Annotated in this window: 25 protein-coding genes; 18 read left to right on the plus strand and 7 right to left on the minus strand. The window is 57.9% G+C overall.

All coding sequences use genetic code 11. From position 1 onward, the window contains the following. The first annotated feature begins 77 nt into the window (after positions 1 to 77). Entirely contained in the window at positions 78 to 260 is a 183-nt protein-coding gene (locus BLT55_RS15285; RefSeq protein WP_007248733.1) for a PA3496 family putative envelope integrity protein, read from the plus strand. Between the two features lie 94 nt (positions 261 to 354). On the opposite strand, the gene BLT55_RS15290 is transcribed toward BLT55_RS15285, so the two are convergent. Next, entirely contained in the window at positions 355 to 981 is a 627-nt protein-coding gene (locus tag BLT55_RS15290) for a response regulator transcription factor (RefSeq protein ID WP_055001686.1), read from the minus strand. A 1,228-nt stretch (positions 982 to 2,209) separates the two neighbouring features. Between BLT55_RS15290 and BLT55_RS15295 the strand changes: the two genes are divergently transcribed. Next, positions 2,210 to 2,731: a hypothetical protein gene (locus BLT55_RS15295; protein WP_055001685.1), complete on the plus strand. Its 522-nt coding sequence runs from the start codon at positions 2,210 to 2,212 to the stop codon at positions 2,729 to 2,731. Between the two features lie 338 nt (positions 2,732 to 3,069). Here the strand turns inward: BLT55_RS15295 and BLT55_RS15300 are convergent, their stop codons facing one another. Both BLT55_RS15300 and BLT55_RS15305 read right to left on the minus strand, forming a co-directional pair. Continuing rightward, positions 3,070 to 4,287, minus strand: coding sequence for an argininosuccinate synthase (locus tag BLT55_RS15300; protein WP_003412906.1), 1,218 nt, complete (start codon positions 4,285 to 4,287; stop codon positions 3,070 to 3,072). A 120-nt stretch (positions 4,288 to 4,407) separates the two neighbouring features. Continuing rightward, entirely contained in the window at positions 4,408 to 5,313 is a 906-nt protein-coding gene (locus tag BLT55_RS15305; protein ID WP_007248737.1) for an OmpA family protein, read from the minus strand. 148 nt (positions 5,314 to 5,461) lie between these two features. Between BLT55_RS15305 and pyrC the strand changes: the two genes are divergently transcribed. The 4 genes from pyrC to bfr all read left to right on the plus strand — a co-directional run bounded on the left by pyrC (position 5,462) and on the right by bfr (position 8,252). Next, positions 5,462 to 6,505: a dihydroorotase gene (gene pyrC / locus BLT55_RS15310; protein WP_055001677.1), complete on the plus strand. Its 1,044-nt coding sequence runs from the start codon at positions 5,462 to 5,464 to the stop codon at positions 6,503 to 6,505. Continuing rightward, a complete protein-coding gene (gene rnt / locus BLT55_RS15315; RefSeq protein WP_007248739.1) occupies positions 6,502 to 7,179 on the plus strand; it encodes a ribonuclease T in 678 nt (225 codons plus the stop codon). The genes pyrC and rnt overlap by 4 nt, the downstream gene beginning before the upstream one ends. Positions 7,180 to 7,362: 183 nt before the next feature. After that, complete coding sequence (locus tag BLT55_RS15320) at positions 7,363 to 7,581, plus strand: bacterioferritin-associated ferredoxin (RefSeq protein ID WP_005889343.1); 219 nt, start codon at positions 7,363 to 7,365, stop codon at positions 7,579 to 7,581. A gap of 200 nt (positions 7,582 to 7,781) precedes the next feature. Next, on the plus strand, positions 7,782 to 8,252 hold the full coding sequence (bfr, locus tag BLT55_RS15325) for a bacterioferritin (RefSeq protein ID WP_005889341.1): 471 nt from the start codon (positions 7,782 to 7,784) through the stop codon (positions 8,250 to 8,252). Positions 8,253 to 8,426: 174 nt separating this feature from the next. Here the strand turns inward: bfr and grxD are convergent, their stop codons facing one another. From grxD to BLT55_RS15340, 3 genes are all read right to left on the minus strand, one after another. Further along, a complete protein-coding gene (grxD, locus tag BLT55_RS15330; RefSeq protein WP_004396490.1) occupies positions 8,427 to 8,753 on the minus strand; it encodes a Grx4 family monothiol glutaredoxin in 327 nt (108 codons plus the stop codon). Positions 8,754 to 8,835: 82 nt separating this feature from the next. Next, positions 8,836 to 10,944: a molybdopterin oxidoreductase family protein gene (locus tag BLT55_RS15335; RefSeq protein ID WP_055001676.1), complete on the minus strand. Its 2,109-nt coding sequence runs from the start codon at positions 10,942 to 10,944 to the stop codon at positions 8,836 to 8,838. A 133-nt stretch (positions 10,945 to 11,077) separates the two neighbouring features. After that, positions 11,078 to 11,371, minus strand: coding sequence for a hypothetical protein (locus tag BLT55_RS15340; RefSeq protein WP_042912487.1), 294 nt, complete (start codon positions 11,369 to 11,371; stop codon positions 11,078 to 11,080). 449 nt (positions 11,372 to 11,820) lie between these two features. Between BLT55_RS15340 and argF the strand changes: the two genes are divergently transcribed. Together argF and BLT55_RS15350 are read left to right on the plus strand one after the other, a co-directional pair. Next, complete coding sequence (argF, locus tag BLT55_RS15345) at positions 11,821 to 12,741, plus strand: ornithine carbamoyltransferase (RefSeq protein ID WP_007248742.1); 921 nt, start codon at positions 11,821 to 11,823, stop codon at positions 12,739 to 12,741. Then, the gene (locus BLT55_RS15350) at positions 12,738 to 13,805 is read left to right on the plus strand and encodes an ABC transporter ATP-binding protein (protein WP_055001675.1); all 1,068 of its coding nucleotides are present in this window, start codon (positions 12,738 to 12,740) and stop codon (positions 13,803 to 13,805) included. Before argF ends, BLT55_RS15350 begins: the two co-directional genes overlap by 4 nt. Positions 13,806 to 13,825: 20 nt before the next feature. On the opposite strand, the gene ybaK is transcribed toward BLT55_RS15350, so the two are convergent. Beyond that, positions 13,826 to 14,296: a Cys-tRNA(Pro) deacylase gene (gene ybaK / locus BLT55_RS15355; RefSeq protein WP_055001674.1), complete on the minus strand. Its 471-nt coding sequence runs from the start codon at positions 14,294 to 14,296 to the stop codon at positions 13,826 to 13,828. Between the two features lie 351 nt (positions 14,297 to 14,647). Between ybaK and BLT55_RS15360 the strand changes: the two genes are divergently transcribed. The 10 genes from BLT55_RS15360 (at position 14,648) to aauR (ending at position 26,684) form a co-directional block, all read left to right on the plus strand. After that, positions 14,648 to 15,505 carry an MIP/aquaporin family protein gene (locus BLT55_RS15360; protein ID WP_055001673.1) on the plus strand — a complete coding sequence of 286 codons (858 nt, stop codon included), beginning with the start codon at positions 14,648 to 14,650 and terminating at the stop codon, positions 15,503 to 15,505. Between the two features lie 29 nt (positions 15,506 to 15,534). Further along, on the plus strand, positions 15,535 to 17,040 hold the full coding sequence (glpK, locus tag BLT55_RS15365) for a glycerol kinase GlpK (protein ID WP_055001672.1): 1,506 nt from the start codon (positions 15,535 to 15,537) through the stop codon (positions 17,038 to 17,040). Between the two features lie 100 nt (positions 17,041 to 17,140). Beyond that, positions 17,141 to 17,896 carry a DeoR/GlpR family transcriptional regulator gene (locus BLT55_RS15370; protein WP_005889322.1) on the plus strand — a complete coding sequence of 252 codons (756 nt, stop codon included), beginning with the start codon at positions 17,141 to 17,143 and terminating at the stop codon, positions 17,894 to 17,896. A 414-nt stretch (positions 17,897 to 18,310) separates the two neighbouring features. Then, the gene (gene glpD, locus BLT55_RS15375; protein ID WP_055001671.1) at positions 18,311 to 19,849 is read left to right on the plus strand and encodes a glycerol-3-phosphate dehydrogenase; all 1,539 of its coding nucleotides are present in this window, start codon (positions 18,311 to 18,313) and stop codon (positions 19,847 to 19,849) included. A 343-nt stretch (positions 19,850 to 20,192) separates the two neighbouring features. Next, positions 20,193 to 21,107, plus strand: a complete 915-nt coding sequence (locus BLT55_RS15380) for a glutamate/aspartate ABC transporter substrate-binding protein (RefSeq protein WP_055001670.1) — start codon at positions 20,193 to 20,195, stop codon at positions 21,105 to 21,107. Between the two features lie 122 nt (positions 21,108 to 21,229). After that, a complete protein-coding gene (locus tag BLT55_RS15385) occupies positions 21,230 to 21,976 on the plus strand; it encodes an amino acid ABC transporter permease (protein ID WP_055001669.1) in 747 nt (248 codons plus the stop codon). Next, positions 21,973 to 22,641, plus strand: a complete 669-nt coding sequence (locus BLT55_RS15390) for an amino acid ABC transporter permease (protein WP_174518642.1) — start codon at positions 21,973 to 21,975, stop codon at positions 22,639 to 22,641. Before BLT55_RS15385 ends, BLT55_RS15390 begins: the two co-directional genes overlap by 4 nt. Next, positions 22,638 to 23,372, plus strand: a complete 735-nt coding sequence (locus tag BLT55_RS15395; protein ID WP_054079762.1) for an amino acid ABC transporter ATP-binding protein — start codon at positions 22,638 to 22,640, stop codon at positions 23,370 to 23,372. Before BLT55_RS15390 ends, BLT55_RS15395 begins: the two co-directional genes overlap by 4 nt. Positions 23,373 to 23,429: 57 nt before the next feature. Next, on the plus strand, positions 23,430 to 25,346 hold the full coding sequence (gene aauS, locus BLT55_RS15400) for a two-component sensor histidine kinase AauS (protein ID WP_055001667.1): 1,917 nt from the start codon (positions 23,430 to 23,432) through the stop codon (positions 25,344 to 25,346). 9 nt (positions 25,347 to 25,355) lie between these two features. Continuing rightward, positions 25,356 to 26,684, plus strand: a complete 1,329-nt coding sequence (gene aauR, locus BLT55_RS15405; protein ID WP_055001666.1) for a two-component response regulator AauR — start codon at positions 25,356 to 25,358, stop codon at positions 26,682 to 26,684. Positions 26,685 to 26,768 lie beyond the last annotated feature (84 nt).

Here is a 26,768-nt window from a genome sequence, read left to right on the forward strand (position 1 = left end):
TGAAAAAATCTTTTTTACCCGCTTGTGGATTGTCGATATAAGGTGCGCCAGAGAGCCCACGCCTTGGAGTCGACTTCATGAGTACTGGCAAAGAACAACTGGATGTTGATGACGAGCTTGTTGTCGTTGATGCGGACGAGAGCGAACAGGTGATCGTCGAACCCGCGAAGACCAATCTGAGCAAACGGCGCACCATCGACAACCTGCTTGAAGAACGGCGCTTGCAGAAGCAACTGGCCGACTACGATTTCGATCTCTGACCGGAGTGCTGGAAGCCTCTGAAAAGAGGCTTCCATGACACGGAACCCGGTGTATCGTCGACCTGGCCTGATCCGAACTCACTGATCAGCGGATTCAGACCAGACCGTTGCGTTGAGCCAGCTCGATCAGATCAACCAGCGAATGAGCATTCAGCTTGAGCAGCAGACGTGTCTTGTAGGTACTCACGGTTTTGTTGCTGAGAAACATGCCGTCAGCGATTTCTTTGTTGGTCTTGCCTCTGGCCAGTTGCTGCAGAACCATCATTTCCCGGCCGGAAAGACGGTCGACCATATCTGACTCGCTCGCATTTCCCATGCCTGACCGGACGGTATGCAGAGCCTGGTTGGGGAAGTAGCTGTATCCCGACAGTACAGCCTTGATAGCACTGAGTAATTCGGTAAGGTCCTGCTGCTTGCAGACATAACCGGCAGCCCCCGCCTGCATGCAGCGCATCGAGAAGTGACCAGGGGCCTGAGACGTCAGGATCAGAACCTTGAATGGCAGTGTCATTGCCGCCAACCGGGCAATGACTTCGAGTCCGTCGAGCTTGGGAATACCGATGTCGAGAATGACGATATCGGGCAGGTGCTCACGTGCCAGCTGCAACGCATCCACACCGTTGTCAGTCTCCGCAATGACCTCATAGCCATGACGCTCCATCAGCATGCGCACAGCAAGGCGAATGACGGGATGATCATCCACGATCAGCACTTTATTTATGGGCAGTCCATTTTTCGCTTTTCGAATTTTCAGAGCCAGCACAATAACTTAGTCGTTTACTGCTTTGCATGGCGCTCACCCCTTAGGACTGACAGCCAAAGACCATTCCTACAATTACAGCAGAAACTTCCTACAAAACTCGGCACGAACGCATACTTTTTATTAATTTTCATAGAGCCTTCCTTTTCGGAATCCGATGAATTGTTGCTGCCGGGGTCGCTGACGTTAAGCATCGCGACTCCAGTAGATCATTTTTTTGTAACACGATCAGACCTATCACTTCGTGTTCAGGCTGATCACGCTATCGCTCTTGAAACCTCTCTGGCCCTTGTTGTACTGATGACCTGTTGCAGCGATAAAGTGGCATATAGCCAGCGATACTGAGCTTCCGCTATTCACTTGAAGCACCATTAAATGAATACAGCGCGTGGACGAGCCGTCATCTGCAAATGATGCTTCTGCCTACCAAAACCGATGCCCGCTTACCCATGCCTTCAACGACAGCAGCCTCTGTCTTTCTGTTCGCCTCCGACAACTGCACTCTTAATACGTAATTGGTGATGAAAAATTACACATTTATTGTTGAATTTTGCACATATATTTATATAAGGATGCTTCTTACATGCTGATCGGAAAAATCCCACAACAGCGTCGCCCAAACAGAGGACTTTAAAATCACCGCACTCAAGGCTGGCACATTGACACCCCTCATCGATCGAACTCCTTGATACGCACATTCACGAATTCTTACAGAGACAATGGCATCACCCTACACTACTCAGGTTCATTAATGGCTAAATCGACAAACAGCTAATACCAGATTTTATGTCAGTTCCATACTTGATGTATCGAACAGGAAACGTACTACGCAGATCCAGGACCTGAAATCGAAATCTGTATGACACTATAAATAGGCATTACTCGATTCATGTACCACGCTGCCTTTTTTACTTGCAAAACTTATTACCAGTCGTTACTTTTTTAACATAAAGCCACTAACAACCGCCCTTTAACATGTGGCGCCCTATGAATAACTCAAACAAACAGTGACTGTTGCACCTGTCATAAGCTCAACTGCCTGGCAGGAAGTCATGTATGCATTCTAAACGTCGGACGGATTTCGACGAACACGCGCATGACCGATCAAGCCCGCCTGAGCGCGCAACGGGGTGCCTGACAACCCCTTTGAAGGGTCATGTGTATAACCATGTTCAAAAAGGGATATACCATGAACAACAAATACGCTCGTTCACGCGAGCCTGCCTCTCTGGATCTGGTCACGGCGGTGCAAACGTTTGTTGCCGAAGGCGGCGTTATCACCGTCATCGCCGATGGCGAAACAGCAGGATCATCGGCAGCTTCCTCAGCTCATACATCTGCAACCCCTGACACCCACCTTGAACACAGGGCCAAGGTGGAACTGCTCAGGTGCCTGGCGGCCAAGGGGGCTGGTTTCACCGCGTTGCAGTACTCATTAAGAATGAACAGGAAGGACATTCGCCAGCTGGCGACCGAGAACGACGTGAGGATCAGCTTCAGCCAGCCTGTTCGTGCGCTGAGGAGGGAGGCACGGGATGATCCCGTCGACGTCGACGACGTGGTTGCCGGCCACGCTCTGCACTACTCAAGCCTGGGTTACACAGCGTCGGAGATTGCACAGGTGCTTGACCTGACACTCGGGCAGGTGTGGGACATTGGTAAAGCCTATCGAATCGAATTCCGACATCGGCGCGACAGCGACACACCCTGACACTGCGTACACGCTGGTTACAGAAGTCCGACTCGGTGTCTGCCTGGTCTCCTGCCAATCATTAGCACGGTGTACACGCATTCCGGAATGCCCGACAAGGGACTGCCTGCAACTGTCGGGAGCGTTGACATAGCCTGAAGGAAATAAAAGCGTTTGTATGCGTACTTACAGGGCGCTGTAAGAAACCACTAACTGTTTAACAGCATTCAAGGGTGACAGCATTGCCGCACAACGACTTATACCGCATGCGTGAAGGCAATGAGTTGATAAGACAGGGGAAGAACATGTGTTAGCCAGGGCTGCCCTGCAAAGGGCTACCCTGACAGACGGGTACGCAATCAGAACAGTTTGCGGCCCTTGTTTGCGGCGATCCGCATACGCAAGGCATTGAGCTTGATAAAGCCCGCTGCGTCGGCCTGGTCGTAGGCACCTGCGTCATCTTCAAAGGTTGCGATATTGGCATCGAACAACGAATCATCGGACTTGCGGCCCGTCACGATCACGTTGCCTTTATACAGCTTCAGACGCACAACGCCGTTTACATGGGCCTGAGAGGCGTCGATCATCTGTTGCAGCATCAGACGCTCAGGGCTCCACCAGTATCCGGTATAGATCAGACTGGCGTATTTCGCCATCAGCTCATCCTTGAGGTGAGCCACTTCGCGGTCCAGCGTGATGGACTCGATGGCACGGTGAGCACGCAACATGATGGTGCCACCCGGGGTTTCGTAGCAGCCACGGGACTTCATGCCCACATAGCGGTTTTCCACGATATCCAGACGACCGATGCCGTTTTCACCGCCAATGCGGTTCAGGGTGGCCAATACCGTGGCAGGAGTCATCTCGACGCCATCCAGAGCGACGATATCGCCATTGCGGTAGGTCAGTTCGAGATAAGTCGCAACGTTTGGCGCGTCCTCCGGGGACTTGGTCCAGCGCCACATGTCTTCTTCATGCTCGGTCCAGGTGTCTTCCAGCACGCCGCCTTCATAGGAAATGTGCAGCAGGTTGGCATCCATGGAGTATGGCGATTTCTTCTTGCCGTGGCGCTCGATCGGAATGTTGTGCTTCTCAGCGTAGTCCATCAGCTTTTCACGCGACAGCAGATCCCACTCGCGCCATGGAGCGATCACTTTGACGCCTGGCTTCAGTGCGTAGGCACCCAGTTCGAAGCGGACCTGATCGTTACCCTTGCCGGTCGCGCCGTGGGAAATGGCGTCAGCACCGGTTTCGTTGGCGATTTCGATCAGACGCTTGGCGATCAGCGGACGCGCGATAGATGTACCCAGCAGGTACTCGCCTTCATAGACGGTGTTGGCGCGGAACATCGGGAAGACGAAATCACGCACGAACTCTTCGCGCAGGTCGTCGATGTAAATTTCCTTGACGCCCATGGCCTGAGCCTTGGCGCGTGCCGGTTCGACTTCTTCACCCTGACCCAGGTCAGCGGTAAAGGTCACCACTTCGCAGTTGTACGTATCTTGTAGCCACTTGAGGATTACCGAAGTATCCAGGCCACCGGAATACGCGAGAACTACCTTGTTTACGTCCGCCATGCCATCACTCCACCGGGTTGTACGGAAAACCGCCGATTCTACCGTTCAAACCAGCAAATTTACAGGGGCGCGACAGCTTGTGACGACCAGGCGACGTTCAGCGCCCCTTGCAGACGGGATTCACGAGGTGTGTGCCGCACTCGCCGAAGAGGCAACCGGCACCGGACGCTCTTCCGGAGCAACACGCTCCAGGTGCACGTTGACGCGACGGTTACGCGCGCGATTGGCGTTGTTGGTGTTGGGTGCCAGCGGGTAGCGTTCACCGTGAAAACGCAGGGTGATCTGCTGCTCGGGAACACCCTGAGCCTTGAAGTAATCCATGACCGCCAGCGCCCGCCGACGGGACAGGTCACGGTTGGTCAGGCGATTGCCGCTGTTGTCGGAATGGCCGTCCAGCTCGATGCGATTGACGGTCGGGTCCGCCTTCAAGTAAGCCACCATGTTGTCCAGACGTGCCTTGGCCGCAGCGTCCAGCTCGATACCGCCCCCCGGAAAGCCGATTTCAGCCTGCTTGATCTGATCGAAATTCATCGGCAAAAGCTTTGCCGTGCAAGCCTGATAATCGCTGAACGCCTTGCTGAATTTGACGGGCAGCAGACGAATTTCCATCTGCCCACCGTCGCGGTTGTAGTGGCGGATCAGCGGACTGCGCCCGTCCATCAGGCCAGTGATCAAGCGCCCGGCCTGCGCTTGGGAGGTATTGAACGGTATGTCGCCGTTGCTGACGCGTACCGAGCCCAGATTGATATCGCCACGCCCCGGTTGCCACGGAGCGGCCGCGGCCAGCAGCGTCGCGGAGCCATTGCCGAGCATGTTATAGGCCGCCTTCAGACGAAAAGTCGCCTGCTCACCCGCGCGACGCACGAACTCGCCCGCACCGAAATCGGTGATCGGCTGAGTCAGGCGGCACTCGAACTGATCGCCTTCGACTTTCCACTCGATGCTCTCCAGACGTGTCTGGAAACTGATAGCCATCGCCGGAAGGCTGGCAAACAAGCTGAGCAGGGCTAAATATCGCTGGCGCACGGGAGGCTCCACTGGAAATGAACGCGAAACAGAAAATACTTCCTTACAAGGGAGCTATCGGTAACTTCATGCAAAACTTGATAGCGGATGCCTGACAGAGTCTTTTCCGGTAGCATTCCCAGCGAGTTTGACCCGCCTGGAATCCCCAATGTCTGACCGCCTGACCCTTCTGCGCCCCGACGACTGGCATATTCACCTCCGTGATGGAGCTGTTTTGCCGCATACCGTTGCTGACGTAGCGCGAACCTTTGGTCGCGCAATCATCATGCCCAACCTCGTGCCACCGGTTCGCAACGCACAGCAGGCCGATGCCTATCGCCAGCGCATTCTGGCTGCACGCCCCGCGGGCAGCCGCTTCGAGCCGCTGATGGTGCTTTATCTCACCGACCAGACCACGGCCGAAGATGTACGCGCCGCCAAGGCAACCGGTTTCGTTCACGCCGCCAAGCTGTACCCGGCCGGTGCGACCACCAACTCCGATTCCGGTGTCACCAGCATCGACAAGATCTTCCCTGCGCTGGAAGCCATGGCCGAAGTCGGCATGCTGCTGCTGGTACACGGCGAAGTGACTCGTGGTGAAATCGACGTGTTCGATCGTGAAAAGGTGTTCATCGAAGAACACCTGCGCCGCGTCGTGGAACGTTTCCCGACCCTCAAAGTGGTGTTTGAACACATCACCACCGGCGATGCCGTGCAGTTCGTCAACGAAGCCTCGGCCAACGTCGCGGCGACCATCACGGCGCACCACCTGCTTTATAACCGCAACCACATGCTGGTCGGCGGGATTCGTCCGCACTTCTACTGCCTGCCGATTCTCAAGCGCAATACCCATCAGGTTTCCCTGCTTGACGCAGCCACCAGCGGCAGCGGCAAGTTCTTCCTCGGCACCGACTCGGCACCGCATGCCCAGCACGCCAAGGAAAACGCTTGCGGTTGCGCCGGGTGCTACACCGCCTACGCCGCCATCGAGCTGTATGCCGAAGCGTTCGAGCAGCGTAACGCCCTGGACAAGCTGGAGGGCTTCGCCAGCCTGCACGGTCCGGCGTTCTACGGCCTGCCCGCCAATCAGGACACCATCACACTGGTACGTGAAGAGTGGACCGCCCCTGCCAGCCTGCCGTTTGGCGAGTTGACCGTTATTCCGCTGCGCGCGGGTGAAAAACTGCGCTGGCGTCTGGAGGAACACGCGTGAGTGAAGATCATTTCGACGACGAACAGGAAGGCCACGGCGGTGGCGGCGGTTCCCGTCACCCGATGGCAGCACGCTTTCGCGGTTACCTGCCGGTCGTCGTTGACGTAGAAACCGGCGGTTTCAATTCGGCTACCGATGCGCTGCTGGAAATCGCTGCGGTGACCATCGGCATGGACGAGAGAGGCTTCGTGTTCCCCGAGCACACCTATTTCTTCCGCGTCGAGCCATTTGCAGGTGCCAACATCGAAGCCGCTGCACTGGAGTTCACCGGCATCAAGCTCGATCACCCGCTGCGCATGGCGGTCAGCGAAGAGACCGCGCTGAACGACATCTTCCGTGGCGTGCGCAAGGCGCTGAAAGCCAACGGCTGCAAACGCGCGGTGCTGGTCGGTCACAACGCCAGCTTCGACCTCGGCTTCGTCAACGCCGCTGTCGCGCGCATGGACATGAAACGCAACCCGTTTCACCCGTTCTCCAGCTTCGACACCGCCACCCTCGCCGGCCTGGCTTACGGTCAGACCGTACTGGCCAAAGCCTGCCAGGCCGCCGGTATCGACTTCGACGGGCGTGAAGCCCACTCGGCCCGCTACGACACCGAGAAGACGGCCGAGCTGTTCTGCGGCATCGTCAACCGCTGGAAGGAGATGGGCGGCTGGGAAGACTTCGACGACTGATGTCGACCCTTCAATGAATCGACCGGCCTTGTGCCGGTTTTTTCATGCTTGCCGAAAGGCAAAGGACGCAAACGACCACTCATCGCCGCTTCCTGAATCGAACCCAAAACAGTTTTGACAAGCATTCTCATTAACATTAAGCTCCTCGGCACCAAGCAATAAACCAGCGACGGTCCATAGCTTATGTATGTTTGCCTCTGCCAAGGTGTCACAGACGGTCAAATCCGGGATGCAATTCTGGAAGGCTGCTGCAGTTACCGTGAAGTCCGCGAAACGCTTGGCGTCGCGAGTAAATGTGGAAAATGCGCCTGCTTGGCAAAGGAAGTGGTGCGTGACACCCTGACCGAACTGCAAAGCAGCCATGCAGCGCTGGCCTACCCTGCAAAATTTTCAGCGGCCTGAATACCCCTTTTTGAAGAACCGGACGCTATGTCCGGTTTTTTTATGCCTGTAATTCAAGCGCTTAGCGTCAAGATGCGGAACTCAAACATTCTTATTCCTATTTAAATTCACTTAATATTCAATTACTTAGGTTTGACAGACGTTTGGACGCAGCTCACACTCGCGGCTTATCGACACAATCCATCGGCAGGACCTCGAACATGAAAGGCGACATTACAGTCATCCAGCATCTCAACAAGATCCTCGGAAACGAGCTGGTCGCTATCAATCAGTATTTTCTGCATGCACGCATGTACGAAGACTGGGGTCTGAAAAAGCTCGGTGGGCATGAGTACCACGAGTCCATCCACGCAATGAAGTACGCTGACAAGCTCATCAAGCGCACGCTGTTTCTTGAAGGGCTGCCAAACCTGCAGGATCTGGGCAAGATCCTGATCGGCGAGCACACCAAGGAAATGCTGGAGTGCGACCTGAAGATCGAACAGAAAGGTCTGGCTGATCTGAAAGCGGCGATTGCGCACTTTGAGACGGTAGGCGACTTCGGCAGCCGTGAGCTGCTGGAAGACATCCTTGAGCCTAAAGAAGAGCAAATCGACTGGCTTGAGACTCAGTTGGGTCTGATCGTCAAAGTCGGCATCGAGAATTACCTGCAATCGCAGATGGGCGACTGATTCCCTGACTGCGCAGCAACGAAAAAGCCCGCCTCAATCGAGAGCGGGCTTTTTCTTGCGTGTAAAACCTTCAGCGCCTCTTGCGACGCAGAGCGTCGTGATCGGCATTACCACACCTCTTCGCGAGCAAGCTCGCTCCCACCAGATTTGTGTATAACGCCGAAGCGCAACGCTTTACTCGGCTTTGGCAGCCGATGCTTCTTTGACCAGGGTCTGCAACGAACCGTCAGCCATCATCTCGGTGATGATGTCGCTGCCGCCGACCAGCTCACCGGCCACCCACAGTTGCGGGAAAGTCGGCCAGTTGGCGTACTTGGGCAGGTTGGCACGGATTTCCGGGTTTTGCAGGATGTCGACGTAGGCAAACTTTTCGCCACAGGCCATCAGCGCCTGGGAAGCCTTGGCCGAAAAACCGCACTGCGGAGCGTTTGGAGCGCCTTTCATGTAAAGCAGAATGGTGTTGCTGGCAATCTGCTCTTTGATTGTTTCGATGATATCCATGGAGCACCTCGGCTGAAATATCCGACTCAGTTGTCGGCACGGTGGCGCATTGTAACGAAATACCAGGCCAGACGCTCGAACCTCAGCACGAGGCCACCTGCACCGGCACCCCGTTCAGTGCCGCATTGCCGGACAGCGCGTCGAGTTGCCGCTCGTCGGTCAGGTCATTGGCACTCACTCCCGGCTGGCTCCGGGCGATTTCCATCTTGACCCCGGCTCGTGAATGGCCCCAGCCGTGCGGCAGGCTGACCACCCCTGGCATCATGTCCAGACTGCCCAACACTTGGACCTCGATCATCCCGACCCGCGAACTGACCCTGACCTGCTGCCCGTCGCTCAGGCCGCGAGTGGCCAGATCGTCGGGGTGCATGAGTAAATGATGACGAGGCTTGCCTTTCACCAGACGATGATAGTTGTGCATCCAGGAATTATTGCTGCGCACGTGCCTGCGACCAATCATCAGCAATTCACCGGCCTTGGGTGCCGGATCGGCGGCGAAGCGCGCCAGGTCAGCCATGATCACTTCCGGCGCAGCCTGAATGCGGCCATTGGCAGTTTTCAGCCGCTCTGTCAGATTTGCCTTCAGGGCGCCCAGATCAAGCCCATGCGGATGGCCGGCCAGCGTTGCAAGCGACAATTTGTGCGGTGACGCATCACCATAAAGACCCGCACGCAGGCCGCGATCGATCATCTGCGCGGGCGGCAGGGTCGGTTTGAGGTCGCGCTCGGCTCTGGCGGCAAAAGCCTTGGCCAGGCCCACAAAAATCTCCCAGTCGTGCAAGGCGCCCTCAGGCTTGTCAAAGATGGGCTGATTGAAGCGTGTGACGTTACGCACCGCCAGGGTATTGAATGTGGTGTCGTAGTGATCGTTCTCCAGCGCCGAGGTCGATGGCAGAATCAGATCCGCATGGCGGGTGGTCTCATTGATGTACAAATCCATGCTGAGCATGAACTCCAGCCCCTCAAGCGCTTTGTCCAGTTGACGGCCATTGGGTGTCGACAGCACCGGGTTGCCCGCGACGGTGACCAGTGCGCGAACCTGCCCGTCGCCCTCCACCAGCATTTCCTCGGCCAGCGCTGACACCGGCAGCTCGCCGCCGTATTCAGGCAGGCCTGAGACGCGGCTTTGCCACAGATTGAAATGCCCGCCGGAGGTCGAACTGACCAGATCGACAGCAGGCTCGGTGCACAGTGCTCCACCGGCGCGGTCCAGATTGCCGGTGACCAGATTGATCAACTGCGTCAGCCAATGGCACAGCGTGCCGAAGGCTTGCGTGGACACGCCCATGCGCCCGTAACACACCGCCTTGTCAGCCGCCGCGAAGTCGCGCGCCAGCTGTCGAATCTGTTCGGCGGGCACGCCGCAACGCGGGCTCATGGCCTCTGCGTCAAAGCTGGTAATGGCTTGCCTGACGTGGTCCAGGCCATCGACAGGCAAATGGCTGTGACGGGTCAGCCCTTCTTCAAACAGCGTATTGAGCAGCCCGAACAGCAACGCGGCATCGCCGCCGGGCCGCACAAACAGATGCTGATCGGCGATGGCCGCTGTCTCGCTGCGCCGTGGGTCGATCACCACCAGCTTGCCATCGCGCTGCTGAATGGCCTTCAGGCGTTTCTCGACATCCGGGACCGTCATAATGCTGCCGTTGGACGCCAGCGGGTTGCCGCCCAGAATCAGCATGAAATCAGTGTGATCAATGTCCGGAATCGGCAATAGCATGCCGTGACCGTACATCAGGAAGCTGGTCAGATGATGCGGCAACTGATCGACCGACGTGGCCGAGAAACGGTTACGGGTCTTGAGCAGGCCAAGAAAATAGTTGCTGTGGGTCATCAGCCCGTAGTTATGAACGCTCGGGTTGCCTTGATAAATCGCCACTGCGTTTTGCCCGTAGCGCTGCTGAATGGCGTAAAGCCGCTCCGCCACCAGGTCGAACGCCTGCTGCCAGGCAATTGGCTGCCATTGATCACCAGCGCGCAGCATGGGTTGGCGCAGCCGGTCGGGGTCGTTCTGGATATCCTGCAGCGCAACGGCCTTTGGGCAGATGTGGCCGCGACTGAACGTATCCAGCGGGTCGCCCTTGATGGACGCAATGCGCGGGCTCTCATCAGGCAGGGCGATGGTTTCGATGACAAGGCCGCAGATGGCCTCGCACAAATGACAGGCGCGGTAATGTTCGGTCCGGGTCATCGCAGCCTCATGGTCTTGTCATGGCAATTCGAACGATTGCTGAACAAGCACTATGGTGCCTCGCCATGCCCCGCGCCACTGACGTGCGTCTTGTGAATCGAGAAGCATCATGCGCGCCGATGGTCAGGCCGGATCAGCTGCCGATAGGGGTGACGACCTTGCGCTGCAGCTGGATTTCCGTGACGGTTTCGACCTGTTCCTGAGCCAGATGAACACCGGTCAGATCGCCGATCAGACGCCAGTGCTCGTCGAGCCCTGCACTGATGGTCGCCATGCGGTCAATCATGCGTCGCCCTGCGGTCCGCGTGACTTCGTCCTCGCTGCGCAGCAGCTCGAAGGACATTGACGTCATTGAAGCGGTCAGATGGGTAAGCGTACGAGCAGTGAGACCCAGTAACTCCGTCAATTGATGCTCTTTTGAGTCCATTCCCCCACCCCTCGATCAGTAATGTATCGGCACTGTTTTATAACCTACGCCCGTCATTAAAGAAACGGTTCCTGTTTCAAGTCCGTGACGTCTTTCGCATAAGCGTGCCCGTGTAATCGCGGACTGTTGCAGGATTGGTACTAATTGCCAAGCGCTATTTGAGCAGTGTACAAATGCTGCCTTCGGAAAAACCCGAGGTGGCAATAAGCCTTCTCAGCGTAGCCAGCTTTTGACGCGCCAACGAACATTTGCAGCGCGTCTCCATGACAAGCGCCAGCGACGTCGGCTTCTCCGAAACACGCATGCTATTGGTAAGACGCGACATTTTTTTATACTATCGCGCCTCTCCTATTCGTCGCCCCGTGCGGCTTCCGCCGCAGGTCTGGCCGTTTTCCCGATAAAAACCGGCTTTGATAACCTGCGGTCTGTTGCAAAAAAGGTAGTTAATCATGAACCCCAGGCACTTTCTCTCGATGATGGATTACACCCCGGACGAGCTACTGGGCCTGATCCGTCGTGGCGTAGAGCTCAAAGACCTGCGCAATCGCGGCGTACTCTTTGAGCCGCTGAAAAACCGGGTGCTGGGGATGATCTTTGAAAAATCCTCGACACGTACCCGTCTTTCGTTCGAAGCAGGGATGATTCACCTGGGTGGTCAGGCAATCTTTTTGTCGCATCGCGACACTCAATTAGGCCGTGGCGAACCCGTTGCCGACAGCGCAAAAGTCATGTCGCGCATGCTCGATGCAGTGATGATCCGCACCTATGCGCACAGTAATCTGACTGAATTCGCTGCCAATTCCCGCGTGCCGGTGATCAATGGCCTGTCCGACGACCTGCACCCCTGTCAGTTGCTGGCCGACATGCAGACCTTTCTCGAGCATCGTGGCTCGATCAAAGGCAAGACCGTGGCCTGGATCGGCGACGGCAACAACATGTGCAACAGCTATATAGAAGCGGCGATCCGGTTCGACTTCCAGCTGCGCGTCGCCTGCCCGGCCGGTTACGAACCCAACCCTGAGTTTATGGCGCTGGCCGGCGACCGGGTCACGGTGGTTCGCGATCCGCAGGCGGCGGTCAGCGGGGCTCATCTGGTCAGCACTGACGTCTGGACCTCAATGGGGCAGGAAGAAGAAACGGCCCGGCGCAAGGCGTTGTTTGCGCCGTTTCAGGTCACTCGCGCATTACTCGATCTGGCTGACAAGGACGTGCTGTTCATGCACTGCCTGCCAGCTCATCGCGGCGAAGAAATCAGTGTCGACGTGCTGGACGACGCACGCTCGGTTGCCTGGGACCAGGCCGAAAACCGCCTGCACGCACAAAAAGCACTGCTGGAGTTTCTCGTCGCACCGGCCTGCCAGCCCGCATGAGCCAGCCGTTGCTGCTGAGCCTGCGCAATCTGGCCTGCGGCTACCAGAACCAGCGCGTGGTGCAGGATTTGAACCTACACCTTAACGCTGGGGATATCGGCTGCCTGCTGTGCTCATCGGGCTGCGGCAAGACCACCACCCTGCGCGCAATTGCCGGTTTCGAACCGATTCACGCGGGCGAAATCAGCCTGGCGGGCGAGGTTATTTCCCGCCCGGGCTGGACGCTGGCTCCCGAAAAGCGCCGCATCGGCATGGTGTTTCAGGATTACGCCCTGTTCCCGCACCTGAGCGTCGCCGAGAACATCGCATTCGGCATCCGCAAGCATCCGCAGCTGGACAACGTGATCGGCGAGTTGCTGGAGCTGGTCAATCTTGGCGCGCTGGGCAAACGCTTTCCTCATGAACTGTCTGGCGGCCAGCAACAGCGTGTCGCCCTGGCCCGAGCGCTGGCGCCGGAGCCCCGATTATTGTTGCTCGATGAGCCGTTCTCAAATCTGGACGGCGAGCTGCGCCGTCGGCTGAGCCATGAGGTGCGAGACATCCTCAAGGCGCGTGGCACCAGCGCCATTCTGGTGACCCACGACCAGGAAGAAGCCTTCGCCGTCAGCGATCACGTTGGCGTGTTCAAGGAAGGTCGCCTGGAACAGTGGGACACGCCTTACAACCTGTATCACGAGCCGCGCACGCCCTTTGTCGCCAGCTTCATCGGTCAGGGCTATTTCATTCGCGGGCAGATGATCGATCCGCAATCGGTGAGTACCGAACTCGGCACTTTGCGCGGCAACCGGGCGTACCCGGGGGTCAGCGGCAGTGCCGTGGATGTATTGCTGCGCCCTGACGATATCGTTTATGCGCCCGACAGTGACTTGAAAGCACGGGTCACGGGCCGGACCTTTCAGGGTGCTTCGACCTTGTACCGCCTGCAATTGCCGACTGGCAGCCAGCTTGAAGCGATCTTCCCCAGCCATGCCGACCACCTGCAAGGTGATGACGTCGGCATTCGTGTAGCGGCGGATCATCTGGTGTTGTTTGCAGCGCCGGGCAGCGTGGCGGCGCATATCTAGGGCGACTGAGGCGAAATCAATCAACCTCGACCGATCGGAGCGAATCTGGCCTGGGTGTGTTCGGCCAACACTGCGGGCGCCAATTCAACTTCCAGCCCCCTCCTCCCGGCACTGACATAAATACTTTCAAAGTTCTGCGCGCTCTCGTCGATGAACGTGCGCAGGCGCTTTTTCTGCCCCAGCGGGCTGATGCCGCCCAGCAGGTATCCGGTGGCACGCTGTGCGGCGGCAGGGTCAGCCATTTCGGCTTTTTTCGCCCCGGCAGCCTGCGCCAGAGCCTTCAAATCAAGCGTTCCGACGACCGGCACCACAGCGACCAGCAATTCCCCTTTTTCGCTGCTGGCCAATAGCGTCTTAAACACCTGCTCAGGCTCCAACCCCAGTTTTTCTGCGGCCTCCAGCCCATACGACGCGGCTTTCGGGTCATGTTCGTAACTGTGAATACGGTGCTCGGCGCGACGTTTTTTCAGTAAGTCCAATGCGGGTGTCATGCAACGCTCCAAAGGGTTCGGGACGACGATCACTTTAAGCCAGGTAAAGTGAACATGCCTTGATTCACGCCACCTGCGACACTGATGGCATTTTGAAAACCACCGTAAAGCGCCGTCATACAGCCTGCGAACGCGCTCTCATGGCAGCGGGAAGATTATCTGACCGTTCAGTTCCGACCTTTGACAGCCGGGTTTCTTGCCTATATTTTTTCGTTTACGAATATTATCGAAAGCGATTTTTCGGTATAACTCGCACCGGCGATCAGAAATGGGGTTTTTCTGATACGCACGAATAACGAGCACCCACGACTGTCTCAGGGTGCCGAGACAAAAACAAAAAATGAGGTATCCATGACCATCGCACTAAAACAACCGACACTCGGCGGGCAATGCCTGGCAGAATTTCTGGGCACCGCGCTGATGATTTTTTTCGGAACCGGGTGCGTCGCGGCGCTCAAGGTCGCGGGTGCAAGTTTCGGTTTATGGGAAATCTGCATCATCTGGGGCATGGCGGTCAGCATGGGGATCTACCTCAGCGCGGGCATTTCCGGCGCTCACCTGAACCCCGCCGTCAGCATCGCGCTGAGCCTGTTCGCCGGTTTCGAAAAGCGTAAATTGCCTTTTTACATCTCGGCACAGATCGCTGGCGCGTTTTTCGGCGCAGGTCTTGTGTACCTGTTGTACATCAGCCTCTTTTTCGACTTCGAACATGCTCACCACATCATCCGCGGCAGCGAGCAGAGTCTCGAACTGGCGTCGGTGTTCTCGACCTATCCAGACCCTGCCATTTCCGTGGGTCAGGCGTTTCTGGTCGAAGTGGTCATCACCACCATTCTGATGGGTGTGATCATGGCCTTGGGCGATGACAGCAACGGCTTGCCACGCGGCCCGTTGGCGCCCTTGCTGATCGGCCTGCTGGTGGCAGTGATCGGTAGCTCGATGGGACCGCTGACCGGTTTCGCGATGAACCCGGCCCGTGACTTCGGTCCGAAGCTGATGACGTTCTTCGCGGGCTGGGGTGAAATAGCGTTCACCGGTGGGCGTGACATTCCTTATTTCCTGGTTCCGATTTTTGCGCCCATTCTGGGTGCCTGCCTGGGTGCTGCCGGCTATCGCGCACTGATTGCGCGTCACCTGCCAAGCGCCCTTCCTGTTGAAAACGAAAAAGATGCTCCAGTGGTTCGCGGCAAAGTTCAGGCTTCATCTTGAATCCCACTTAATAACGCAAGGCAATCGACATGACTGACACACAGAACAAGAATTACATCATTGCTCTTGACCAGGGCACCACCAGCTCGCGAGCCATCATTTTCGACCGCGATGCCAACGTGGTGAGCACTGCCCAAAGCGAATTCGTTCAGCACTACCCACAGGCAGGCTGGGTCGAACACGACCCGATGGAAATCTTCGCCACCCAGACCGCGTGCATGACCAAGGCGCTGGCGCAGGCTGATCTGCACCACGATCAGATCGCCGCCATCGGTATCACCAACCAGCGTGAAACGACTGTCATCTGGGAACGCGACACCGGGCGCCCGATCTACAACGCCATCGTCTGGCAGTGCCGCCGCAGCACCGAAATCTGTCAGCAGCTCAAGCGCGACGGTCTGGAGGAGTACATCAAGGACACCACAGGCCTGGTGCTTGATCCGTACTTCTCCGGCTCCAAGGTCAAGTGGATTCTGGACCACGTCGAAGGCAGCCGCGAGCGCGCCCGCAAAGGCGAACTGATGTTCGGCACCATCGATACCTGGCTGATCTGGAAATTCACTGGCGGCAAAGTGCACGTCACCGATTACACCAACGCCTCGCGCACCATGCTGTTCAATATTCATACGCTGGAATGGGATCAGCGCATGCTTGATGTGCTGGACATCCCGCGCGAGATGCTGCCTGAAGTCAAAGGCTCCTCCGAGGTCTACGGTCACAGCAAGAGCGGCATCCCGATTGCCGGCATTGCGGGCGACCAGCAGGCCGCGTTGTTCGGCCAGATGTGCGTCGAGCCCGGCCAGGCGAAGAACACCTACGGCACCGGCTGCTTCCTGCTGATGAACACGGGCAAGAAAGCCGTGAAATCGGCCCACGGCATGCTCACGACCATCGGCTGCGGCCCGCGTGGTGAAGTGGCCTATGCGCTCGAAGGTGCAGTGTTCAACGGCGGCTCGACCGTACAGTGGCTGCGCGACGAACTGAAGCTCATCAATGACGCGCTGGACACCGAATACTTCGCCAGCAAGGTCAAGGACAGCAACGGCGTGTACCTGGTCCCGGCCTTTACCGGTCTGGGCGCTCCGTACTGGGACCCGTATGCCCGCGGCGCGCTGTTCGGCCTGACCCGTGGCGTGAAAGTCGATCACATCATTCGGGCCGCGCTGGAATCCATCGCCTATCAGACTCGCGACGTGCTCGACGCGATGCAGCAGGACTCCGGCGAACGCCTCAAGTCGCTGCGTGTCGATGGCGGCGCGGTTGCCAACAACTTCCTGATGCAGTTCCAGGCGGACATTCTCGGCACTCACGTTGAACGCCCTCAAATGCGTGAAACAACGGCACTGGGCGCAGCGTTCCTGGCCGGTCTGGCGATCGGTTTCTGGAGCAGCCTGGACGAACTGCGCAACAAGGCCGTGATCGAGCGCGTCTTCGAACCATCATGCGAAGAGGCGCACCGCGAGAAGTTGTACGCGGGCTGGCAGAAAGCCGTTGCGCACACTCGTGACTGGGAACCGCACGAAAACGAGGAGTGATCGCCTCTGTTGAATGAGGGAGGACAGGATTCCGGCTGACAGGTCACACTTTCCTGCGGCATGATGGGCGCCATTTGTAGAGGGCGCTCAAGGAAAAACAATGAACCTGCCTCCCCGCCAACAACAGATTCTCGAACTGGTCCGTGACCGTGGTTACGTCAGCATCGAGGAAATGGCGACGCTGTTCGTCGTGACCCCACAAACCATCCGCCGCGATATCAATCAGCTGGCGGAAATGAACCTGCTGCGTCGCTACCACGGCGGCGCGGCTTATGACTCCAGCATCGAAAACACCGCCTACGCCATGCGTGCGGATCAGATGCGCGACGAGAAACAACGGATCGCCGAGGCCATCGCCGCGCAGATCCCGGACAACGCGTCGTTGTTCATCAACATCGGCACCACCACCGAATCCATCGCCCGCGCCCTGCTCAATCACAACAACCTGAAAATCATTACCAACAACCTGCACGTAGCGTCGATCCTCAGCACCAAGGACGATTTCGAAGTGTTGATTGCAGGCGGCAATGTCCGCCGTGATGGCGGTGTTGTGGGTCAGGGCAGTATCGATTTCATCAGCCAGTTCAAAGTGGACTTTGCACTGGTCGGCATCAGCGGTATCGACGAAGACGGCAGTCTGCTGGACTTCGATTATCAGGAAGTGCGGGTCTCCCAGGCGATCATCGCCAATGCGCGCAAAGTGCTGCTGGCGGCGGACTCCAGCAAGTTCGGGCGTAACGCCATGGTCCGACTCGGGCCGATCACCCTGATCGATTGCCTGGTCACCGACCAGCCTCCGGTGCCTGCGCTGCAGCAATTGCTGACCCAACACAAGATCCGGCTGGAAGTGGTTTGATCGAAGACATCGGATTGCGATGAGCTCACAAGAGGCGGCCGGAAGAATGCCATCGCTATCATCCGTCGCGAACTGAATTCCCACGCTATCTTGCGACGCTCTGCGTCGCATGCCGTTCCGGACGCTCCGCGTCCTCTTTTGCGACGCAGAGCGTCACGAACTGCATTCCCACTGAAACGAGAGGTGTCTGGACTGGCGCTTACAGAACGAGAAGCGTCAGACAGCAAGATCATCCCCGCCTGACATCCCGCCCTACAATGTTCATTTTTGTTGTTTTCATCACGCAGTTATCAGTATTTTCAATCGATTCGCGCTGGCAAGGGTCATTTTATTGAGCTATGATTTTCGAAAATGAACATTAATGTTCATATTCGCCATTCGAGCCATGCTCAAGAATTGTCCAGGAGGCCACCGATGCCCCACGCTACCGTGCCAACCCCACCTCTTTCCGAGGTTTACGACATCGCTGTTATCGGCGGTGGCATCAATGGCGTCGGGATTGCGGCAGACGCCTCCGGTCGTGGCCTTTCGGTTTTCCTGTGCGAGAAAGATGACTTGGCCAGTCATACGTCTTCGGCCAGCAGCAAGCTGATCCATGGTGGTTTGCGCTATCTGGAGCATTACGAATTTCGTCTGGTGCGCGAGGCGCTTGCGGAACGTGAAGTGCTGCTCGCCAAGGCGCCGCACATCGTCAAGCCGATGCGTTTCGTCTTGCCTCACCGCCCACACCTGCGTCCGGCGTGGATGATTCGTGCGGGGATGTTTCTGTACGACAACCTCGGCAAGCGCGAAAAGCTGCCCGCCTCGAGGACCATTCGTTTTGGTGCGGACAGCCCGCTCAATCCGAGCATCACCCGGGGTTTCGAATACTCAGACTGCTGGGTAGACGATGCGCGTCTGGTAGTTCTCAATGCCATGGCGGCGCGTGAAAACGGCGCACATATCCACACCCAGACCCGCTGCGTCAGCGCGCGCCGCATCAAAGGCATGTGGCACCTGCATCTGGAGCGCAGCGACGGCAGCCTGTTCTCGATCCACGCCAAGGCGCTGGTCAACGCAGCCGGCCCGTGGGTGGCCAAATTCATTCGTGAAGACCTCAAGCTCGATTCGGCCTACGGCATCCGTCTGATTCAGGGCAGCCACCTGATCGTGCCTAAGCTGTACGAGGGCGAGCATGCGTTCATTCTGCAAAACGAAGACAAGCGCATCGTCTTCACCATTCCGTACCTGGAGCACTTCACCATCGTTGGCACCACCGACCGTGAATATCAGGGCGACCCTAACAAGGTCGACATCACCGAAGGCGAGATGGATTACGTGCTGAAAGTGGCCAACGACCACTTCAAGAAACAATTGAGCCGCGCCGACGTGCTGCGCACCTTCTCGGGCGTGCGTCCGCTGTGCAACGACGAGTCCGATAACCCGTCGGCCATCACCCGCGATTACACCCTGTCGTTGTCGGGTAGCGGCGATGAAGCGCCGATTCTGTCGGTATTCGGCGGCAAGCTGACGACCTATCGCAAGCTGGCGGAATCGGCAATGACGCAACTGGCGCCATTCTTCAAGCAGATGAAACCGAGCTGGACGGCCAAAGCGGCCCTGCCCGGCGGCGAAGACATGACCACGCCGGAAGCACTGGCTGCGGAAATGACCGGGCGTTACAGCTGGCTGCCTGCTCCGATCGCCAAACGCTGGTCGATCACATACGGCAGCCGTAGCTGGCGCTTACTGGACGGCGCGCAGGGTCTGGAAGACCTCGGCCAGCACCTTGGCGCAGGTCTGTACACCCGTGAAGTCGATTACCTGTGCGAGCAGGAATGGGCGACCAGCATCGAAGATATCCTGTGGCGCCGCACCAAGCTGGGCCTGTTCACCACACCCGAAGAACAGGCAAACGTACGCAGCTACCTGGAAACAGTCGTGCGCAACAAGGCGACGATCGAAGCCGCCTGATGGCTGGCTCATCCACCTGTTCACCCTCCTGCGGGTGAACAGGTGCGCGTTACCCTGCCTCTCCCCGCCTGCCCCACCCATTCGGTTTCCCGAACATTTCCCGCCGGCCTATTCGGCTTCCCGGACGTCAAGCAACGTCTGCGCCCATCAGAAAAAATAAAAAATCATATATTTCAACAATTTACTTGATATGAAAAGCATGGCACGACTCGTGCTCTACACTCTGCATCGACCGTTTCAGCAAAGGCGTGTGTCTCGCAGGACGCCGTTGAAGCATTCGTCAAAAAGCGGGTCGCCCTGCCAGCGGCCCTATCAATAAGAAAATGAAATCGAGGATTCATCGATGCGCATCGTTCCCCAACTTCTGGGTGCCGCTATTGCTGCCGCTCTGATCAGCACTCCGGTTTTCGCCGCCGAACTGACCGGCACACTGAAAAAAATCAAAGAGTCCGGCACCATTACTCTCGGTCACCGTGACGCCTCCATCCCGTTTTCCTACATCGCCGATGCCTCCGGCGTGCCGATGGGCTACTCCCACGACATTCAGTTGAAAATCGTCGAAGCCATCAAGAAAGACCTCGGCATGCCCGAGCTCAAGATCAAGTACAACCTGGTCACTTCGCAGACCCGTATTCCGCTGGTGCAGAACGGTACGGTTGACCTGGAATGCGGTTCGACCACCAACAACGTCGAGCGCCAGCAACAGGTCGATTTCTCCATCGGCATATTTGAAGTTGGCACCCGCCTGCTGTCGAAAAAGGATTCAAGCTACAAAGATTTCGACGACCTGAAAGGCAAGAACGTCGTGACCACTGCTGGCACCACGTCCGAGCGCATCCTCAAGTCGATGAACGCCGACAAGCAGATGGGCATGAACGTGATCTCTGCCAAGGACCACGGTGAGTCCTTCCAGATGCTCGAATCGGGTCGTGCAGTCGCCTTCATGATGGACGACGCGTTGCTGGCAGGCGAAAAGGCCAAAGCGAAGAAGCCGGATGACTGGGCGGTGACCGGCACTGCGCAATCCTACGAAATCTACGGTTGCATGGTTCGCAAAGGCGATGCCCCGTTCAAGAAAGCGGTGGATGACGCGATTGTTGCTACCTACAAGTCCGGTGACATCAACGCCATCTACAGCAAGTGGTTCATGTCGCCCATTCCTCCAAAAGGTCTGAACCTGAATTTCCCGATGAGCGACAAGCTCAAGGAGCTGATTCAGAACCCGACTGACAAAGCGGCTGACGACAAGAAAGCCTGAGCAACCGGTTCGGCTCACCTGAACTGATTGCATCCCGAACAGGCACCCCTGTTCGGGACCGGGGCCTCGCTTTCGACAGTGCGCGCATCTCGATATAAATAGAACAATAGGGGAAGACCCTGATGAATTACAACTGGGACTGGGGCGTGTTCTTCAAGTCCACCGGCGTCGGCAGCGAGACCTATCTGGACTGGTTCATCTCCGGTCTGGGCTGGACCATCGCAATTGCCGTGATCGCCTGGATCATCGCCCTGCTGCTGGGCTCGGTGCTGGGCGTCATGCGCACCGTACCGAACCGCCTGGTGTCGGGTATCGCCACGGTGTACGTGGAAATCTTCCGTAACGTGCCACTGCTGGTGCAGCTGTTCATCTGGTACTTTCTGGTGCCCGACATGCTGCCGGAAAACATTCAGGAGTGGTACAAGCAGGACCTCAACCCGACTACCTCTGCATTTCTGAGCGTCGTAGTGTGCTTGGGCCTGTTCACCGCTGCACGGGTTTGCGAACAAGTGCGTACCGGCATCGAAGCATTGCCGAAAGGCCAGGAATCCGCCGCACGGGCCATGGGCTTCAAGCTGCCGCAGATCTACTGGAATGTGCTGTTGCCACAGGCCTACCGGATCATCATTCCGCCGCTTACCTCCGAATTCCTGAACGTGTTCAAGAACTCTTCGGTCGCGTCGCTGATCGGCCTGATGGAGCTGCTCGCGCAGACCAAACAGACGGCTGAGTTTTCCGCCAACCTGTTTGAAGCCTTCACCCTGGCGACCCTCATTTATTTCACGCTGAACATGAGCCTGATGCTGCTGATGCGCATGATCGAGAAGAAAGTCGCAGTGCCCGGCCTGATCTCTCTGGGGGGCAAATAATGGACTTTACCGGAATCATTCCAGCCATTCCCGGCCTGTGGAACGGCATGATCATGACCCTCAAACTGATGGCGATGGGGGTGGTCGGCGGTCTGCTGCTCGGTACGGTGCTGGCACTGATGCGGCTGTCATCGAACAAGCTGCTGGCCAATGTAGCCGGCGCCTACGTGAACTACTTTCGCTCGATCCCGCTGCTGCTGGTGATCACCTGGTTTTACCTCGCCGTGCCGTTCGTGCTGCGCTGGATCACCGGTGAGGACACGCCGATCGGTGCGTTCGCCTCCTGCGTCGTGGCCTTCATGATGTTCGAAGCCGCGTACTTCTGTGAAATCGTCCGGGCCGGCGTGCAGTCGATTTCCAAGGGGCAGATGGGTGCAGCCCAGGCGCTGGGCATGAACTACTCGCAAATGATGCGACTGATCATCCTGCCGCAAGCGTTTCGCAAGATGACCCCGCTGTTGCTGCAACAAAGCATCATTCTGTTTCAGGACACCTCCCTGGTGTACACCGTCGGCCTCGTGGACTTCCTCAACGCCTCGCGTTCCAGTGGCGACATCATCGGTCGCGCCAACGAGTTCCTAGTCATTGCCGGTCTGGTGTATTTCACGATCAGTTTCGCCGCCTCGTTGCTGGTGAAGCGTCTGCAAAAAAGGTTTGCCGTATGATTTCAATCAAGAACGTCAACAAGTGGTACGGGGACTTTCAGGTCCTGACCGATTGCAGCACCGAGGTCAGCAAGGGCGAAGTGGTCGTGGTTTGCGGACCGTCCGGCTCGGGCAAGTCGACCCTGATCAAGTGTGTCAATGCGCTGGAGCCGTTCCAGAAAGGCGACATCGTCGTCGACGGTACATCCATCTCCGATGCCAAGACCAACCTGCCGAAACTGCGTTCGCGGGTCGGCATGGTGTTCCAGCATTTCGAACTGTTTCCACACCTGAGCATCGTCGAAAACCTGACCATCGCGCAGATCAAGGTGCTGGGCCGCAGCAAGGCCGAAGCCACTGAGAAAGGCCTGAAACTGCTGGACCGCGTGGGCCTGTCCGAGCATGCGCACAAGCATCCCGGTCAACTTTCCGGTGGGCAGCAACAGCGCGTCGCCATCGCCCGCGCGCTGGCCATGGACCCGGTGGTCATGCTGTTCGACGAACCGACCTCCGCGCTGGACCCGGAAATGGTCAATGAAGTGCTCGACGTCATGGTGCAACTGGCCCATGAAGGCATGACCATGATGTGCGTGACCCACGAAATGGGTTTCGCCCGCAAAGTCGCCAACCGGGTGATTTTCATGGACAAGGGGCAGATTGTCGAAGACTGCGAAAAGGAAGAGTTTTTCGGCGATGTCAGCGCCCGTTCCGAACGTGCTCAGCAATTTCTCGCCAAAATCCTTCAGCACTAGGCATTACCCACAGCTGCCTGCCCCGCTCGGGCAGCTGTTCGGTCCAGGACGACTGTGATGAAATGCGACTCCACTCTTTATCGCGCCGCGCCGCCATCACTTGCCGTGAAGCCTCGTCTGGTCCGCCAACTGTTTCTGCCCCCGCTGATCCTCCTGCTGATGATCGGGCTGGGCTACGTCGCCTATCTGATCAGCGAACACAACGGCATCAAGAGCTTGCGCGAAAGTGGCGAACGGCAACTGGAGCTGCACGCCAGTACCGTTGAAAGCGAAATCAGCAAATACACCTACCTGCCCAGCGTTCTGGAGCTGGAATCCAGCGTTTCGCAGCTGCTCAACAACCCCGGCCCCGAGCTGCAGCAACAGGTCAACCGCTACCTCGAGGGTCTGAATCGGCGCAGCCGCAGCCGTGCCATCTACGTGATGGACACCACCGGCCGCGTGCTGGCGACCAGCAACTGGCGTGATGCCGACAGCTATCAGGGCGAAGACCTCTCTTTTCGCGCCTATTTTCAGGACGCGGTGCGCGGCCTGCCAGGACGTTTTTACGGGATCGGCAGCACGTCGGGCGAATCCGGCTACTACCTGGCTCACGGGCTGGAAGACAAAGGCAGGATCATCGGCGTCGCGGTGATCAAAGTCCGCCTTGAAGCGCTCGAAGAACGCTGGCAACGGGCCCGACTGGAAGCATTTGTCACCGATGAAAACGGCATCATCATTCTGTCCAGCGACCCGGCCAGACGCCTGAAATCGGTGCGCCCGCTGACACCCGAAATCAAAGAGCGCATGGCCCGCAGCCTGCAATATTACTGGTGGCCGCTCAATGAGCTGGTGCCACTGGAACGTGAAACGCTGTCCGAAGGCGTCGAGAAACTCACCTTTCCGGCCAACGTCAGCGTTGATCGGGAACACACGCAGGTGAGCTACCTGGCGCAGACCCGGCCGCTGAATGAGACTTCATGGCACTTCACGCTGCTCACGCCTCTGGAGGACCTGCGCAGTGAAGCCGCGAGTCGAGGCATGCTGGTGGCGGTGGCCTGTGCGCTGGTGACGTTTCTGCTGATCGCCTGGAACGAACGACGCAAGGTCATCTCGACCCGGCTCGCTGCCCGGGAAGCGCTGCAGGCTGCCAACGATGAGCTGGAACGCAAGATTGCCGAACGTACCGAGCACTTGCGCGCGAGCAACGAGCGTCTCAAGGCGCAGATTCGCGAGCGAAGGCAGGCGGAAGACACGCTGCGCCGGGCTCAGGATGAGCTGGTCCAGGCCGGCAAACTGGCGGCCATCGGGCAGATGTCGACCAGTATTGCGCATGAACTCAATCAGCCACTGGCCGCCTTGCGCACGTTGTCCGGCAACACCGTGCGCTTTCTGGAACGTGGTGCACTGGATACTGCCAGCGCCAACCTGCGCACCATCAACGATCTGGTCGACCGCATGGGCCGCATCACCGCCAGCCTGCGCGCCTTTGCCCGACGGGGTGACGACAAGGGGCAGGCGCAGCTCAGCAAAGCTGTAAACGCCGCGCTGCAATTGCTGGCCGTACGTCTGGAACAGTCAGGGCTCATCCTGCACCAGGCGTTCGCCGACGCCGCGCTGGGCATCGATCAGACCCGGCTGGAACAGATTCTGGTCAACCTGATCGGCAATGCGCTGGACGCCATGTCCGCCCAGCCGCAGCCGCAGTTGTGGCTTGAAGGTTCGGTCGTCGACGGCCGCTATCGCCTGTTGGTGCGTGACAATGGGCACGGTATCGACGATGAAGTGCGCAAACACCTGTTCGAACCCTTTTTCACGACCAAACCGGGCGAACAAGGCCTCGGTCTTGGCCTGACGCTGTCAGCGAGCCTGGCCGCCGCAGCGGGAGGCAGTCTGGGCGCGGAGCCTGTGGGCGACGCGGGCTCGACTTTTGTTCTGTGCCTGCCGTTCATAACGGACGCGCCGACCGATTCTCGCCAGGGCAAGCTCACATAAGGAACACCCATGAGCATCAACAGAGACCTGACGGTCCTGATCGTCGAAGATGACCCGCACGTGTTGCTGGGCTGCCAGCAGGCGCTGGCGCTCGAGGACATTGCCAGCGAGGGTGTATCGAGCGCCGAAGAAGCGCTGCAACGCATTGGCGACAACTTTGCCGGCATCGTCATCAGCGACATTCGTCTGCCGGGCATTGACGGGCTGGAACTGTTGAGCCGCCTCAAGGCACGCGACAGCAGCCTGCCGGTGGTGCTGATCACCGGCCATGGCGATATCACCATGGCCGTCAATGCGATGCGCGACGGTGCCTATGACTTCATGGAGAAACCTTTTTCGCCCGAGCGCCTGGTCGATGTGACGCGCCGGGCGCTCGAGCAACGCGGTCTGGCCCGCGAAGTCTGGTCGTTACGCAAGCAACTCGCCGAACGCGACTCGCTGGAGGGCCGGATCATTGGCCGCTCACCGGTCATGCAGAACCTGCGGGCATTGATCGCCAACGTCGCCGACACCTCGGCCAACGTGCTGATCGAAGGCGAAACCGGCACTGGCAAGGAACTGGTCGCTCGCTGCCTGCATGACTTCAGCCGCCGCAAGAACAACCCGTTCGTGGCGCTCAACTGCGGCGGGCTGGCAGAAAGTCTGTTCGAGTCGGAAATATTCGGTCACGAAGCCAACGCCTTTACCGGCGCGGGCAAGCGGCGCATCGGCAAGATCGAACACGCTCACGAGGGCACGCTGTTTCTCGATGAGGTGGAAAGCATGCCAATCAATCTGCAGATCAAGCTGCTGCGCGTCTTGCAGGAGCGCACACTGGAGCGGCTGGGTTCGAACCAGAGCGTGGCGGTGGATTGCCGGGTCATAGCAGCGACGAAATCCGATCTGAATGCGCTGGGCAGGACCAACCAGTTCCGCAGCGACCTGTATTACCGCCTCAACGTCGTCACCCTGGAACTGCCGCCACTGCGCGACCGTCGGGAAGACATTCTTCCGTTGTTCGAGCACTTTCTGCAGTTGTCCTCGTTACGCTTCGACCGCGAGCCGCCGCAACTGGATCGGCAGACCGGCTCGAGCCTGATGAGCCACGACTGGCCGGGCAATGTACGTGAACTGCGTAACGTCGCAGAACGATTTGCCCTCGGTCTGCCCGCGTTCAAGCAGAGCGGCACGATCAGTGAAAACCAGAGCCTGGGTTTTGCCGAAGCGGTTGAAGCCTTCGAACGCTCATTACTTAGCGAAGCCTTGCAACGCAGCGGCGGCAAACTCAGCCAGGCCAGTCAGGAACTGGGCATGGCCAAAACCACACTGTTCGACAAGGTCAAGAAATACGGACTTTGAAGGCACGTGCCCGGAATGTGCAGCGCGGCGCAGATTTGTGACACAGAGCGTCACGACAGGCATTCCCACGCTGGAGCGTGCGGA

Source organism: Pseudomonas cannabina (assembly GCF_900100365.1).
GTDB lineage: Bacteria > Pseudomonadota > Gammaproteobacteria > Pseudomonadales > Pseudomonadaceae > Aquipseudomonas > Aquipseudomonas cannabina.

What these genes read in the sequence shown, in the direction of transcription:
- BLT55_RS15285 (WP_007248733.1), top strand. Translation starts at nt 78, where the DNA reads ATGAGTACTGGCAAAGAACAACTGGATGTTGATGACGAGCTTGTTGTC.
- BLT55_RS15295 (WP_055001685.1), top strand. Translation starts at nt 2,210, where the DNA reads ATGAACAACAAATACGCTCGTTCACGCGAGCCTGCCTCTCTGGATCTG.
- BLT55_RS15300 (WP_003412906.1), bottom strand. Translation starts at nt 4,287, where the DNA reads ATGGCGGACGTAAACAAGGTAGTTCTCGCGTATTCCGGTGGCCTGGAT.
- pyrC (WP_055001677.1), top strand. Translation starts at nt 5,462, where the DNA reads ATGTCTGACCGCCTGACCCTTCTGCGCCCCGACGACTGGCATATTCAC.
- BLT55_RS15320 (WP_005889343.1), top strand. Translation starts at nt 7,363, where the DNA reads ATGTATGTTTGCCTCTGCCAAGGTGTCACAGACGGTCAAATCCGGGAT.
- bfr (WP_005889341.1), top strand. Translation starts at nt 7,782, where the DNA reads ATGAAAGGCGACATTACAGTCATCCAGCATCTCAACAAGATCCTCGGA.
- grxD (WP_004396490.1), bottom strand. Translation starts at nt 8,753, where the DNA reads ATGGATATCATCGAAACAATCAAAGAGCAGATTGCCAGCAACACCATT.
- BLT55_RS15335 (WP_055001676.1), bottom strand. Translation starts at nt 10,944, where the DNA reads ATGACCCGGACCGAACATTACCGCGCCTGTCATTTGTGCGAGGCCATC.
- BLT55_RS15340 (WP_042912487.1), bottom strand. Translation starts at nt 11,371, where the DNA reads ATGGACTCAAAAGAGCATCAATTGACGGAGTTACTGGGTCTCACTGCT.
- argF (WP_007248742.1), top strand. Translation starts at nt 11,821, where the DNA reads ATGAACCCCAGGCACTTTCTCTCGATGATGGATTACACCCCGGACGAG.
- BLT55_RS15350 (WP_055001675.1), top strand. Translation starts at nt 12,738, where the DNA reads ATGAGCCAGCCGTTGCTGCTGAGCCTGCGCAATCTGGCCTGCGGCTAC.
- ybaK (WP_055001674.1), bottom strand. Translation starts at nt 14,296, where the DNA reads ATGACACCCGCATTGGACTTACTGAAAAAACGTCGCGCCGAGCACCGT.
- BLT55_RS15360 (WP_055001673.1), top strand. Translation starts at nt 14,648, where the DNA reads ATGACCATCGCACTAAAACAACCGACACTCGGCGGGCAATGCCTGGCA.
- glpK (WP_055001672.1), top strand. Translation starts at nt 15,535, where the DNA reads ATGACTGACACACAGAACAAGAATTACATCATTGCTCTTGACCAGGGC.
- BLT55_RS15370 (WP_005889322.1), top strand. Translation starts at nt 17,141, where the DNA reads ATGAACCTGCCTCCCCGCCAACAACAGATTCTCGAACTGGTCCGTGAC.
- glpD (WP_055001671.1), top strand. Translation starts at nt 18,311, where the DNA reads ATGCCCCACGCTACCGTGCCAACCCCACCTCTTTCCGAGGTTTACGAC.
- BLT55_RS15380 (WP_055001670.1), top strand. Translation starts at nt 20,193, where the DNA reads ATGCGCATCGTTCCCCAACTTCTGGGTGCCGCTATTGCTGCCGCTCTG.
- BLT55_RS15385 (WP_055001669.1), top strand. Translation starts at nt 21,230, where the DNA reads ATGAATTACAACTGGGACTGGGGCGTGTTCTTCAAGTCCACCGGCGTC.
- BLT55_RS15395 (WP_054079762.1), top strand. Translation starts at nt 22,638, where the DNA reads ATGATTTCAATCAAGAACGTCAACAAGTGGTACGGGGACTTTCAGGTC.
- aauS (WP_055001667.1), top strand. Translation starts at nt 23,430, where the DNA reads ATGAAATGCGACTCCACTCTTTATCGCGCCGCGCCGCCATCACTTGCC.
- aauR (WP_055001666.1), top strand. Translation starts at nt 25,356, where the DNA reads ATGAGCATCAACAGAGACCTGACGGTCCTGATCGTCGAAGATGACCCG.